The organism is Aurantiacibacter arachoides (assembly GCF_009827335.1).
GTDB lineage: Bacteria > Pseudomonadota > Alphaproteobacteria > Sphingomonadales > Sphingomonadaceae > Alteraurantiacibacter > Alteraurantiacibacter arachoides.
Genome location: NZ_WTYH01000001.1, coordinates 2,096,022 through 2,108,206 on the forward strand (window position 1 = coordinate 2,096,022; position 12,185 = coordinate 2,108,206).

12 protein-coding genes and 1 riboswitch are annotated in these 12,185 nt (G+C 65.3%); of the genes, 9 read left to right on the forward strand and 3 right to left on the reverse strand.

The annotated features are described in order from the left end of the window. The first annotated feature begins 4 nt into the window (after positions 1–4). Both GRI62_RS10305 and GRI62_RS10310 read left to right on the forward strand, forming a co-directional pair. Entirely contained in the window at positions 5–352 is a 348-nt protein-coding gene (locus GRI62_RS10305) for a hypothetical protein (RefSeq protein WP_131453271.1), read from the forward strand. A 3-nt stretch (positions 353–355) separates the two neighbouring features. Next, positions 356–796: a hypothetical protein gene (locus tag GRI62_RS10310; RefSeq protein ID WP_131453272.1), complete on the forward strand. Its 441-nt coding sequence runs from the start codon at positions 356–358 to the stop codon at positions 794–796. A gap of 57 nt (positions 797–853) precedes the next feature. Here GRI62_RS10310 and thiC read toward each other — a convergent pair whose 3' ends face one another. Beyond that, positions 854–2,731 carry a phosphomethylpyrimidine synthase ThiC gene (gene thiC / locus GRI62_RS10315; protein ID WP_131453273.1) on the reverse strand — a complete coding sequence of 626 codons (1,878 nt, stop codon included), beginning with the start codon at positions 2,729–2,731 and terminating at the stop codon, positions 854–856. 48 nt (positions 2,732–2,779) lie between these two features. After that, a riboswitch (TPP riboswitch) is annotated at positions 2,780–2,885 on the reverse strand. Between the two features lie 98 nt (positions 2,886–2,983). On the opposite strand from thiC, the gene GRI62_RS10320 reads away from it, so the two are divergent. The 3 genes from GRI62_RS10320 (at position 2,984) to GRI62_RS10330 (ending at position 6,391) form a co-directional block, all read left to right on the forward strand. Then, a complete protein-coding gene (locus tag GRI62_RS10320) occupies positions 2,984–3,499 on the forward strand; it encodes a hemerythrin domain-containing protein (RefSeq protein WP_131453274.1) in 516 nt (171 codons plus the stop codon). A 9-nt stretch (positions 3,500–3,508) separates the two neighbouring features. After that, positions 3,509–4,243: a DUF6445 family protein gene (locus tag GRI62_RS10325; RefSeq protein ID WP_131453275.1), complete on the forward strand. Its 735-nt coding sequence runs from the start codon at positions 3,509–3,511 to the stop codon at positions 4,241–4,243. A 108-nt stretch (positions 4,244–4,351) separates the two neighbouring features. Continuing rightward, complete coding sequence (locus tag GRI62_RS10330; protein WP_131453276.1) at positions 4,352–6,391, forward strand: S9 family peptidase; 2,040 nt, start codon at positions 4,352–4,354, stop codon at positions 6,389–6,391. Between the two features lie 81 nt (positions 6,392–6,472). Here the strand turns inward: GRI62_RS10330 and GRI62_RS10335 are convergent, their stop codons facing one another. Then, a complete protein-coding gene (locus GRI62_RS10335) occupies positions 6,473–7,348 on the reverse strand; it encodes a MipA/OmpV family protein (RefSeq protein ID WP_234027426.1) in 876 nt (291 codons plus the stop codon). A gap of 69 nt (positions 7,349–7,417) precedes the next feature. Further along, entirely contained in the window at positions 7,418–8,014 is a 597-nt protein-coding gene (locus tag GRI62_RS10340) for a DUF2585 family protein (RefSeq protein ID WP_131453277.1), read from the reverse strand. 85 nt (positions 8,015–8,099) lie between these two features. Between GRI62_RS10340 and GRI62_RS10345 the strand changes: the two genes are divergently transcribed. From GRI62_RS10345 to GRI62_RS10360, 4 genes are read left to right on the forward strand one after another with little or no spacing between them, the layout of a single operon-like run. Continuing rightward, positions 8,100–8,822, forward strand: a complete 723-nt coding sequence (locus tag GRI62_RS10345; protein WP_131453278.1) for a hypothetical protein — start codon at positions 8,100–8,102, stop codon at positions 8,820–8,822. 56 nt (positions 8,823–8,878) lie between these two features. Beyond that, on the forward strand, positions 8,879–10,093 hold the full coding sequence (gene crtY, locus GRI62_RS10350) for a lycopene beta-cyclase CrtY (protein ID WP_131453279.1): 1,215 nt from the start codon (positions 8,879–8,881) through the stop codon (positions 10,091–10,093). Further along, positions 10,090–11,586 carry a phytoene desaturase gene (locus GRI62_RS10355; RefSeq protein WP_131453280.1) on the forward strand — a complete coding sequence of 499 codons (1,497 nt, stop codon included), beginning with the start codon at positions 10,090–10,092 and terminating at the stop codon, positions 11,584–11,586. The genes crtY and GRI62_RS10355 overlap by 4 nt, the downstream gene beginning before the upstream one ends. Then, positions 11,583–12,164 carry an LOG family protein gene (locus GRI62_RS10360; RefSeq protein WP_131453281.1) on the forward strand — a complete coding sequence of 194 codons (582 nt, stop codon included), beginning with the start codon at positions 11,583–11,585 and terminating at the stop codon, positions 12,162–12,164. The genes GRI62_RS10355 and GRI62_RS10360 overlap by 4 nt, the downstream gene beginning before the upstream one ends. Positions 12,165–12,185 lie beyond the last annotated feature (21 nt).

Consider the following 12,185-nt stretch of genomic DNA (forward strand, 5'->3'; position numbering starts at 1 on the left):
CGGTATGTACATTGTCGATGCCACCGCAGGGCAGGTCATTGCGAAAGATACGCAACAGTCGGTCGAGGCGATCGATCGTGCGGTCATGTCGCTCGCCCATCTTTGCATCAGCATAATCGAGGTGAGCAAGGCCTCGGATCTTCCCGTAACGACCGGGCAGGCCGCACTGGCGAACGTCGGCGCCGGACTTTCGCAGATGATCGGTTCGCGAGAAGCGATCGGAACTGCTACTCGCGAAATGTTGAAGGTGAAGAGGGCGTCAAATCTTGAAACTGTCGCGGTCGGCTGTCCTCCCGATTACAACAAAACTGCGCAATCGCCCATTCTGGTAACGACTGAAAAAGCTGCCTGATCGATGTTGGACCCTTACCTGCTTGCTTCCTGGCTGTTCTTGCTCGCGGCATTGGCAATCAGTTGGCAGGCGGGTAATTCCAAAGACCGGACGGTCATCATCGGGATTGCAATCATGGCTGGGGCATCGGCTTCGGTTTATTCGTTCCTGGATTACCAATCAGCACTTTACGCGAACCTTGGCATCGACACGGCTCTTCTGCTTTGGGTGACGCGGTACGGCGTTACCGGAGAAAAGTTCTGGCCCATCTGGTTTGCCGGGTTCCACGCCGTGACAGTGTTCTTCGAACTAGGCGCAATTCTCCTGCCCGATGATCTTCGCATGGTCGCCTGGCGGCTTGGTACGTTTTGGTTCCTGCCTGCTTTTTCCGCAATGGCGGTCGGGCTGACGCTCGATCGACGCAGGACCCAATCACGACAGGGCATTCCTGTGACCCGGGAGTAGGGCCGACAGGCAGTCGCTTTTGGCACCCAAAAAACTACGGGTCGCGGCCCCCCGTGCTCAATCGTGCTCCCGATCACCCTGCCCGATATATAGCTCACGCCCCGTTTCGTTGTAGACGCGGCTCATCTCATCCATCCCCTTCTCCGCGTCAGCCACCGGCTCCGTCGCCGCCAGATAGCTCTCGGAATTCTGCTTCGCCGCGAAATCGCGCACCTCTTGCGTGATCTTCATCGAGCAGAACTTAGGCCCGCACATCGAGCAGAAGTGCGCTGTCTTGGCGCCTTCCGCGGGGAGGGTCTGGTCGTGGTATTGCTCGGCGGTGTCGGGGTCTAGGCTGAGGTTGAACTGGTCGCGCCAGCGGAATTCGAAGCGGGCGCGGCTCAGCGCGTCGTCGCGAACCTTGGCGGCGGGATGGCCCTTGGCGAGGTCGGCGGCGTGGGCGGCGAGCTTGTAGGTGACCACGCCCACCTTCACGTCGTCGCGGTCGGGCAGGCCGAGGTGTTCCTTGGGCGTGACGTAGCAGAGCATCGCCGTGCCGAACCACCCGATCATGGCCGCGCCGATGCCGCTGGTGATGTGGTCGTAGCCGGGCGCGATGTCGGTGACGAGCGGGCCGAGGGTGTAGAACGGCGCCTCGCCGCAGGCGGCCAGCTGCTTGTCCATGTTTTCCTTGATCTTGTGCATCGGCACGTGGCCGGGGCCCTCGATCATCACCTGCACGTCCTGCTCCCAGGCGCGCTTCGTCAGCTCGCCCAGCGTGTAGAGCTCGGCGAATTGCGCCTCGTCGTTGGCGTCGGCGATGCTGCCGGGGCGCAGGCCGTCGCCCAGCGAATAGGCGATGTCGTAGGCCTTCATGATCTCGGTGATCTCGTCGAAGCGTTCGTAGAGGAAGCTCTCCTTGTGATGCGCCAGGCACCATTTCGCCATGATGCTGCCGCCGCGGCTGACGATGCCGGTCACGCGCCTGGCGGTCATCGGCACGTAGGGCAGCCGCACCCCGGCGTGGATGGTGAAGTAGTCGACGCCCTGTTCGGCCTGCTCGATCAACGTGTCGCGGAAGATTTCCCAGGTCAGGTCCTCGGCAATGCCGCCGACCTTTTCCAGCGCCTGGTAGATGGGCACGGTCCCGATGGGCACGGGGCTGTTGCGGATGATCCATTCGCGGGTGTCGTGAATGTTGCGGCCCGTGGAGAGGTCCATCACGGTGTCCGCGCCCCAGCGGATCGACCAGACCATCTTGTCGACCTCGTTCGCCACGTCGCTGGCCACGGCGGAGTTGCCGATGTTGGCGTTGATCTTGACGAGGAAGTTGCGCCCGATCGCCATCGGCTCGCATTCCGGGTGATTGACGTTGGAGGGGATGATCGCCCGGCCGCGCGCCACCTCGTCGCGCACGAATTCGGGCGTCACGTAGTCGGGGATCGCGGCGCCCCAAGAATTGCCGTCCATTTCATGCGCGATCTTCTCGCGGCCGATGTTCTCGCGGATGGCGACGTATTCCATCTCGGGCGTCACGATGCCGCGGCGGGCGTAGTGCATCTGGCTGAGGTTCGCGCCGGGCTTGGCCCGCAGGACCCTCTGGCGCACGTTGGGAAAGGCGGGGACGCCGCCCGACCGGTCCGGCCCCAACTGGCCATTGTCCTCCGGCTTCACTTCGCGTGCGGTGTACTCCTCCACGTCCCCGCGGGCGAGCTGCCAGTCGCGGCGCAGCTGGCCAAGGCCGGCGCGGATGTCGATCTGCGCGGTCGGATCGGTGTAGGGGCCGGAGGTGTCGTAAACCCGCACCGGCGGCTCGCCGCAGGACGGCTCAAGGTCGATCTCGCGCATGGCCACACCCAAAGGTCCGACGTGGATCTTGCGGCTGCCGCGGATCGGGCCGGTGGTGACGCCGATGTTGAACCCGTTGGATTCGCGGGGGGAATTGATGTCGGCCATGAAAAGTCTCTCCTCGTGGCAGGAGAGCGGTTTTCTGGCGTCGGTTTGCACGAGCGACCAGCCACTCCCTCCGCCGATGCTAATCGGTTCAGGTTCGACGGGTTTCGCGGACTTCTACCGCGCTCTCAGCCTCGTGGCGCCCCGGGGATGGCGACGATGTAGGACTTTCGTCACCTGCTGTCCATCGCCCGGAACCGTGCGCCGCGCGCACCCGTTCATCGAGCAAACCCCATTCGAAAGGACACACGACCCATGGATATCGTCGATTGCATTCTCGCAGATCACCAGCGCCAGCGCATGCTTTTTGCCGCGCTGGACGAGGCGCGCGCCGACACCGAGGCTGCCGGTCGCATCTTCGGCTACCTGCGCGATCACCTGGAAGCCCATGCCGAGGCCGAGGAACGCTTTTTCTACCCCCGGCTGCTGCAGTGCGGTGAAGGCGCGCTCGACAGCGACAGCGCCAGCGAGACCACCGAGGACGCCATCGACGATCACAACAAGATCGAAAAGGCTGCCGAGGCGGCCAAGGAACATGAGGTCGGATCGGACGGCTGGTGGAAGGCCGTGGACCAGGCCAACCTGCAGAATTCCAAGCACCTGAGCGAGGAAGAGCGCCAGGGCCTGACCGACTTCCGCCGCCAGGTGCCGCTGGAAGAGCGCGTGAAGCTGGGCGTGCAGTATCTCGCCTTCGAACTCAGCCACGAGAGCGGGTTCGAACGCAAGGAAAAGGACCCTGACACCTACATCGAAAAGCACGAGAACGCCTGATCCCGCTGCATGCGCCGCGCCGCCGTTGACCCGGCGCGCGGCGCGGCGCAGGTTGGCATGACCGTGACCCAGCAGCCCCGCGTTTCCATCCACCGCCTCGGCAACGAAGGCCAGCCGCTCGTGGTGATCGATAACGTCTGCGGCAGGTCCGGTGAATTGCTGGAAAGCGGTCGGCGGGCAACCTTCCAGCCCGGGGGCGCAAGTTATCCGGGCGTTCGCTCCTGGTGCTCGCCCGATTTCCTGGAGCCGGTTCGCCCGCTACTGTTCCAGGTTTTGCAGCAGGTCTTCGGCTTTCGGCAGGGCGTCAGCATGGACGTCTCAACCTATTCGTTGGTCACGCTGCCCGAGGGCGAACTCGCGCCGTTGCAACGGATTCCGCATTACGATCACGCGGCGGGCGAGGTGATCGCGGTGATGTATTACCTGCTTGGGCGGGAGAGCGGGGGCACGGCGTTTTATCGCCACCGCCGCACCGGGTTCGAGACGATCAGCGAGGATCGCGTCGATGCCTACAACGCCGGCCTCGCAACAGACGAGCGCGAATATGGCGCCCCGCCGCCGCGCTATCACGTCGGTAGTGACGAACGGTTCGAGGAAATCGGACGCGTCGATGCCGCGCCCGACAGGCTGGCCCTCTACCGCGGGCGCCTGCTGCATTCCGGCGTCATTCCCGATCCCGCCGCGCTGACCGATGATCCCGCAAGCGGCCGGCTGACGATCAACATGTTCCTGCGCGGGCGTTGAGCCTTTCGGCATTACTGTTGTCGCCCTGCGGTTTGCCGACTGTTTGCCATGTGCGCCCGCTTCGCTATGACCCCGTAACAATCGAAACCACAATCACAGGATGCCCCGATGATCATGCTGCGCGCCGCCCTGCTCGCCTCGGCCCTTGCCCTGCCCTTTACCTCCGCAATCGCCAGAGACCTCACGCCCGAGGATATAGCCCGCATCGAGACGACCGGCGCCGTTGCCGTTTCACCGGATGGCACGCGCATCGCCTACACCCGGGTGCACTATCCCGATGTCACGACAGGTGAGGACAATTCCGGCGCGCAGCAGCAGCTGTTCCTGGCCGACGCAGCGATGCAGGCGCGCGCCTTCCTGCCCGAAGACATGAACGTGTCCACGATCGGCTTCACCCCTGACGGGCGCACGATCACCTTCCTGTGGACGGGCGATGATGGCGACCGCGCGCTGTGGGGCATTCCGGTCGACGGCGGGTCGCATCGCAAGATCGCCGGCGTCGCCGATGCGCGCGTTTCCGCCTATGCCTTTTCACCCGATGGCGCGCAGGTCTACATGCTTGCCTCCGCCGCGCCGGACGAGACGCGCGACGAAGAGGCCGGTGCCGGCTTTACCAGCGTAGTCTACGAGGAGGAGCAGCAGCTCAACCGCGTCTTCGTGGCCAATGTGGGAAGCGAAGTGGACGCCGACCCGGTGGCCGTGACGGTGCCCGGCTATGTCGACAGCTTCACGGTCGCACCCGGCGGCGACTGGGCGCTGATCACCAGCGCGCCCTCCCCGCTGGTGGACGACGGCTATACGTCGAAGCGGGCCAACATCCTGAACCTTGCCACCGGCAGCGTGCTGGCGGTGGCAACGCCGGGCAAGATCGGCGATGTCGAGATCTCCCCCGACGGTCGGCAGCTCTCGCTGGTGGCGGGCACCGATATCAACGATCCGGCACCGACGACGCTCTACCTCGTCGACACGGCCACCGGCGCGATGCGCGCGCTGAACGAGGGCGCTGCCGAGGCGGCGGGCGATACCGAGTGGATGGCCGACGGCCGCCTTGCCACGATCATCGACGTGGGCGTGCAGACCCGGCTGCGGTTCTATTCCGCCGAAGGTCAGATGCTGGAAGAGGTCGATCCCGGCGAACTGATTCTCGCCAGCCTGGAGCAGGGCGGCAACCGCCTGACGGTAGAGGCCAACGCGCCCACCTTCCCCAACGAGCTGTTCCTCTATTCGCGTGGCGGCACCTTCGAGCGGTGGACCGATCACAACCCCTGGCTCAGCGAAATCGATTTTGGCGAGCAGCGCGCCTGGACCTACACCGCGCGCGACGGGACCGAGATCGAAGGCGTGCTGATCGAGCCGGTGGGCGGCGTTCCCGCCGGCGGCGCGCCGCTGATCCTGAACGTCCACGGCGGACCCGAGGCGCACGACAGCAACGGCTGGTCGACCAATTACTCCAGCCCCGGCCATGTCGCTGCTGGGGAAGGCTACGCGGTGTTCCGCCCCAACTATCGCGGCTCCACCGCCTATGGCAGCGCCTTTTCGCGCCAGCACCAGGGCGATGCGGCCGGCGTGGAGTTCGACGACCTGGTCGATGCCAAGCGCGCGCTGGTCGCCGCCGGCATTGCCGACGCCGATCGGGTTGGCGTGACCGGCGGCAGCTACGGCGGCTATGCCACGGCCTGGAGCGCCACCCGCTATTCCGAAGAATTTGCAGCAGGCGTGATGTTCGTGGGCATTTCCAACATCCTGTCGAAGTGGGGCACCACGGACATTCCGGGCGAGGAATACAACGTTCACGCCCGCCGTTACGTGTGGGACGAGTACGAGCAGACCCTGCAGCGCAGCCCGATCTACTGGGCCGACCAGGCGGAAACGCCGCTGCTCATCATGCACGGCGCAAACGATCCGCGCGTCAGCCCGACGCAGAGCTACGAGCTTTATCGCCACATCAAGGTGCGCAAGCCCGAAACCCCGGTGCGGCTGGTGCTTTATCCGGGCGAAGGCCACGGCAACGCCCAGGCCGCCGCGCGCTACGACTACAACCTGCGCATGATGGAATGGTTCGACACCTACCTGATGACCGGCGATCGCGACGCCGCCATGCCCGGCCCGCGCCCCGATCTGGGGCTTGGCGAAAGCGAAGAGGGCTGAACCTCCGACGAGGAAACGAAAAAGGGGCGGCGAGTGTAGACTCGCCGCCCCTTTTTCCTGAGCCGTGACGGTGGTTGCCGGTTAGAACGTGTAGCCCACGCCCACCGCGCCCAGCCACTGGTCGTCGCTGCCGCGGATGCTGGTGAAGGGGGTATCCGCCGCATCGCCCAGAACGTGCGAATAGCCGCCGATCACGATCAGGCCGAGCCCGCCGTTGGCAAGGTCACCGTCTAGATCGAAGGCAAGCAGCAGGTTCGCGCCCACGCTGGTGAAGCCGCCGCCGCGCGGTTCGAACGCGGGCAATTGCTGGCCGGCCGGACCGGTGTAGGCGGCATTGTCGACGCGGAAGTAATAGTCCTGGAAGTCCTCGTCCGCCCATTCCGTCCCGACCGACAGGCTGGCCGCCATCGCCTGGCTCAATGGCGTGAAATAGGTCACCGACGGTGCCACCGTCATGCCGTCGTGGGCGCCCGATACGTCGAATAGTACGTCGGTCTTGAGCGAAAGGCTGTCGTAGGGGTTGAGCACGGCAGGAAAGCTGATGCCGGCGCTCGGTCCGACCTCGATCGCGGTGTCGAGTTCGCCGTAGAATTCGACGACGTCGTCCTTGATCTGGCCGGCGCGGTTGCCGCGGATGCGCGCCGCCACGCCGAGGTCGATGCCGGGGCCGCCAGGTTTATCCTGAATGAAATCGAGCGCGATGCCGCCAGCGCGCGGATTGATGTCGATGCCGCCGAGCGAGCCCTGCACGATCGGCAGCACGTTAAAAACGTAATCGTCCGACCCGGTGTAGGACGGGCTGTAGGCAGCCCCCACGCCGAGCGAGAGATAGTTGCCAGAAAAGACCGTTTCGCTGGGTTCGATGGGAACGTCGGCCACCTGATCCTGGGCAAAGGCCGGCGCCGCCAGAGCGATGGCCGAAAGGGCGGTCGCGGCCGCCAGTGTGCGAATGTGCAAGTTGTGTGCTCCCTGTTCTTTGCCGCTGAACGACCTGAACGCCTTCCCGGTTCCGCGTTGCTGATGCGATCACAATGCGCCGCCCGACGCCTGCCAATCGCGAATGGCGTCGACGGGATAGGCAAGCATGATGACGTTGAGTGTCAGGTTGTCCCGAATGGCCCACAGCGCCAGCAGTTCCAGGCCGAGACCAAGCGCCACGCTGGCCCACCACGGCAGGCGCACGGCGACGAGGAAACCCAGCACCATCCAGCCGATATCCGCCGCCGAATTGACGATGGAATCGCCGCTGTAGCCGAAGGCGGCGGTGGCTTCGCGGTAGCGGTCGATCACCGTGGGGGTGTTTTCGGATATCTCCCACAGGCTTTCCACCAGCACCGCGATGGGCATCGCCCAACGCTGGGGCGCTCCGCCGAACAATCGCCAGCGCTGCCACAGCAGCCAGGCGATACCGGCCATGATGAGGCCATGAGTGAAATGGCTGGGCGCGTACCAGTCGGCGATGTGCTGGCTGTTGCCGGCGCTCTGCACCTGCCCGTGCCACAGTTCGATGGTGCCGCAGGTACAGATCGGCGGACGGCCCATGGCAAACAGCACCGCGACCGCGATGAGCGCGACAACGATGCTGGCCAGCCACGCGCGATGATGGGGAAGCAGGCGCTCCATGGGCTCGCATGATGGCCCGGGCAGCGCGCAAGGCAAGTGATGCGCGTGGATTGTCACCCGGCACGAAGCGTGCGACGACCGGGCCATGCAATATGCCGTCGCGTTCGCGCTGCTCTGCGCGCTCACCTTCATCGCCCCTTGCGCACCCGCCGCCGCGCAGCAGGTCTCACCAGCGGCAGAGGCGGACGCTTACGGCGCGCTGTACGATACCATTGCCGGCGATCCGGGGGATGTCGGGGCGCAAAGCGCAGCGGCGGTCACGGCCAGGATGATCGTGCGTTCCGACGATACCGTGGCGACGCTTGCGGGTCTGGAACCGCGTCTGGAGCAGGCCTTGGGACAGGCCATGCTGCCCACCTTCATCGCGCACATGGGTCGCCTTCGAGACCTGTACCGACCGCGCTACATCGCGCTTTTCGCAGCCGAACTATCGACCAAGCGGGCGGGCGAGATCGTCGCGATTCTCTCCACGCCGGAGGGACAACGCATCATCCGCGGCGCTCGCACGAACATCATGGAGGGCGTATCGGCCGATCGTCTGATGGCAGACAGGCCGCTGACCGTGGACGAAACCGACGCCATCATGGCCGCGCAGCAGCGCAGCGTGGTGGCGCAAACCGATCGCGCGGATCTGCTGGCCTTTCAACGCATGGCGGCGGCCAATCCGGCCGTCTTCGCGGATTTCGATCGGTTTCGCGATGTGATGATACCCCTGCGCACGGAAATGGACAACGAACCCCTTGCAGCCGAGCACGAGGCGCAGCTTGCCGCCGCGATCGAAAAGGTGTTCGCGACCCTGTTCGAATGACACGGCCTTTCGCCTGCGATTGCGCGTCTGCCGCAATCCGCTAAGGCAGCGGCACAATGAGCGAACACGGTTGTGATATCGCCATCGTCGGCGGCGGGCTTTCGGGCGGGCTGATCGCGCTGGCCCTGGCCCGACACCGGCCCGACCTCGTGGTTCGATTGATCGAGGCGGGGCCGCAGGCGGGTGGCAATCATCGCTGGAGCTGGTTTGCGAGCGACCTTTCTGCGGATGGTGAGGCGTTGCTGAAGGGTTTTCGCAAGGCCCACTGGGATGCCGGCTACGACGTGCGCTTTCCCGGCCGGGAACGCACCCTGCAAACCCCCTACCGTTCGCTTTCCAGCAGCGATTTCGCCGCTGCTCTCCAGCGCGATCTCGCACCCGGCACCGTGCTGACCGGACAGGAAGTTTCCGCCCTCGCTGCCGACGGGGTGACCCTGCGCGACGGATCACGCATTAACGCGCGCACGGTGATCGATGCGCGCGGCTTTGCCACCACGGGCCACCTGACAGGTGGCTGGCAGGTGTTCATGGGCCGCCATGTGCGGACCCCCGAACCGCACGGCATCGACCGCCCCGTCATCATGGACGCGACCGTCGACCAGGTCGCGCCCTCGGGCAACGGCGGGGCCTACCGCTTCGTCTACGTCCTGCCGCTGGGCGCGCACGAGGTCTTCGTGGAAGACACCTATTACGCCGACAGCCCCATGCTCGATCGCAGCGCGCTCTCGGGCCGGATCGACCAATACCTGCGCGCACACGGGCTGGAGGGCGAAATCCTCGGCTTCGAGACCGGCGTGCTTCCCGTCATCACCGGTGGCGATTTTGCGGGGTTCCAGCGCGCGCAGGCCGTGGCCGGCGTGGCGGTGGTGGGCGCGCGCGGCGGCTTCGTCCACCCGCTGACCAGCTATACCCTGCCCTTTGCCGTGGAAACCGCGCTGGCAGTGGCGCGGGAGGCCGATCTGCCCGGCGAACTGCTTGCCGCGCGGCTGGAAGCATTGAGCCGCCGCCACTGGAGCAGGACCGCCTTCTACCGCCTTTTGGGGCGCATGCTGTTCGGCGCCGCGCGCCCGCAGGAACGTTACCGTATCTTCGCGCGCTTCTATGGTCTCGGCGCCCCGCTGATAGAGCGTTTCTACGCCGCCCGTTCGACCTTGGCGGACAAGCTGCGCGTCCTGAGCGGCAGACCGCCCGTTCCCATCATGCGCGCACTCGCCGCGCTCGCCACGACCCCGCCCCGATTGCTCGCCCCCCATCGCAAGGACATTTCATGACTACTCCAGAAGGCAGAACGGCCTGCGTCATCGGCGCCGGTTTCGGCGGCCTCGCGCTCGCCATCAGGCTGCAGAGCGCCGGCATTGCCACGACCGTGGTGGAAGGCCGGGACAAGCCCGGCGGGCGCGCCTATTTCTGGCAGAAGGACGGCTTCACCTTTGATGCCGGGCCGACCGTGGTGACCGATCCCGATTGCCTGCGCGAGCTGTGGGCCATCAGCGGGCATGACATGAACGAGGACCTGGAACTGATGCCGGTCATGCCGTTCTACCGGCTGAACTGGCCCGATGGCACCAACTTCGACTATTCCAACGACGAAGAAAGCCTGAGCAAGGAAATCCTCAAGCTGCAGCCGGGCGACCTTGCCGGCTATTACGAGTTCCTGAAGTATTCCGAAGCGGTCTGGCGCGAAGGCTACGTGAAGCTCGGCACCGTGCCCTTTCTCGACTTCAAGTCGATGATCAAGGCTGCCCCGGCCCTCGCCAAGAACCAGGCCTGGCGCAGCGTCTATTCGATCGTGTCGAAGTATATTGAGAACGAGAAGCTGCGCGAGGCGCTGTCCTTCCACACCCTGCTGGTCGGCGGCAACCCGATGAAGACCAGCAGCATCTACGCCCTCATCCACAAGCTGGAAAAGGACGGCGGCGTATGGTGGACCAGGGGCGGCACCAATCGCCTGATTGCCGGCATGGTCCGCCATTTCGAGCGGCTGGGCGGCTCGATCCGCCTGGGTGACGAGGTGGCAAAGGTGGAGGTGACCGGCGACCGCGTCACCGGCGTCACCACCAAGGCCGGCTGGCACGGCGATTTCGATGCGGTCGCCAGCAACGCCGACATCGTCCATTCCTACAAGGAACTGCTGGGGGATACCTACCGCGGCAAGACCTACGGCAAGGCCCTGGCGAAGAAGAGTTTCTCGCCCAGCCTGTTCGTGGTCCACTTCGGGCTGGAAGGCACCTGGCCTGGCATCCCGCACCACATGATCCTGTTCGGCCCGCGCTACAAGGGTCTGCTGGAGGACATCTACGACCACGGCATCCTGCCCGCCGATTTCTCGATCTACCTGCACCATCCCACCGTCACCGACCCCAGCATGGCGCCGGACGGCAAGAGCACGTTCTACGCCCTCGTGCCGGTCTCGCACCTCGGCAAGATGCCGGTCGACTGGGACACCGTCGGTCCGCTGCTGGAGAAGCGCGTCCTTGACGAGATCGGCCGCCGCCTGATCCCCGACATCCACGACCGCATCGTCAGCAAGTTCAGCTACTCCCCGCTCGATTTCGCCGTGGATCTGAATGCCCACGTGGGCAGCGCGTTCAGCCTCGAACCTGTCCTGACTCAGAGCGCCTGGTTCCGCGGCCACAACCGCGACGACAAGATCGGCAATTTCTACCTCGTCGGCGCGGGCACGCATCCAGGCGCCGGTATTCCCGGCGTGGTCGGGAGCGCCAAGGCGACGGCGGGCCTGATGATCGAGGATCTGAGCGCATGAACCGCCTCGCCGTCTATTGCGGTTCCGCCTCGCCCGCCGATCCGCGTTATATCGACCTTGCGCGCGAGGTCGGGCGGACGCTGGCGCAGCGCGGCATCGGCGTGGTCTATGGCGGCGGCAAGGCCGGGCTGATGGGCGCGCTCGCCACGGCGGCGCTGGAGGCTGGCGGCGAGGTGATCGGGGTGATCCCGCAGGCACTGGTCGACATGGAGGTCGCCAATCGCGACTGCACCGAGTTGCACGTGGTGCAGACCATGCACCAGCGAAAGCAGGCCTTTACCGACCTTGCGGACGGGTTCGTCACCCTGCCCGGCGGCGTCGGCACGCTCGACGAATTGTGGGAGGCGATCAGCTGGGCGCAGCTGGGCTACCATGCCAAACCGGTCGGCCTGCTCAATGCGCTGGGATACTATGACGGGCTTGTGGCGTTCAACCGGCATATGGCCGACGTCGGCTTTGTCAGGGAAGCGCACCGCGGCATCATGATCGTGGGCGAAACGATCGAGGAACTGCTCGCCAAAATGGCCGACTTTCAGCCCGTTTCCACCATTGTGCAGATGCGCGTGGAGGATCTGTGAACCCTCCACCCAGAGCAGGCC

Bases quoted from the DNA above. Each gene is read 5' to 3' on its own strand.
- GRI62_RS10305 (WP_131453271.1), top strand. From the start codon at position 5: ATGTACATTGTCGATGCCACCGCAGGGCAGGTCATTGCGAAAGATACG.
- GRI62_RS10310 (WP_131453272.1), top strand. From the start codon at position 356: ATGTTGGACCCTTACCTGCTTGCTTCCTGGCTGTTCTTGCTCGCGGCA.
- thiC (WP_131453273.1), bottom strand. From the start codon at position 2,731: ATGGCCGACATCAATTCCCCCCGCGAATCCAACGGGTTCAACATCGGC.
- GRI62_RS10320 (WP_131453274.1), top strand. From the start codon at position 2,984: ATGGATATCGTCGATTGCATTCTCGCAGATCACCAGCGCCAGCGCATG.
- GRI62_RS10325 (WP_131453275.1), top strand. From the start codon at position 3,509: ATGCGCCGCGCCGCCGTTGACCCGGCGCGCGGCGCGGCGCAGGTTGGC.
- GRI62_RS10330 (WP_131453276.1), top strand. From the start codon at position 4,352: ATGATCATGCTGCGCGCCGCCCTGCTCGCCTCGGCCCTTGCCCTGCCC.
- GRI62_RS10340 (WP_131453277.1), bottom strand. From the start codon at position 8,014: ATGGAGCGCCTGCTTCCCCATCATCGCGCGTGGCTGGCCAGCATCGTT.
- GRI62_RS10345 (WP_131453278.1), top strand. From the start codon at position 8,100: ATGCAATATGCCGTCGCGTTCGCGCTGCTCTGCGCGCTCACCTTCATC.
- crtY (WP_131453279.1), top strand. From the start codon at position 8,879: ATGAGCGAACACGGTTGTGATATCGCCATCGTCGGCGGCGGGCTTTCG.
- GRI62_RS10355 (WP_131453280.1), top strand. From the start codon at position 10,090: ATGACTACTCCAGAAGGCAGAACGGCCTGCGTCATCGGCGCCGGTTTC.
- GRI62_RS10360 (WP_131453281.1), top strand. From the start codon at position 11,583: ATGAACCGCCTCGCCGTCTATTGCGGTTCCGCCTCGCCCGCCGATCCG.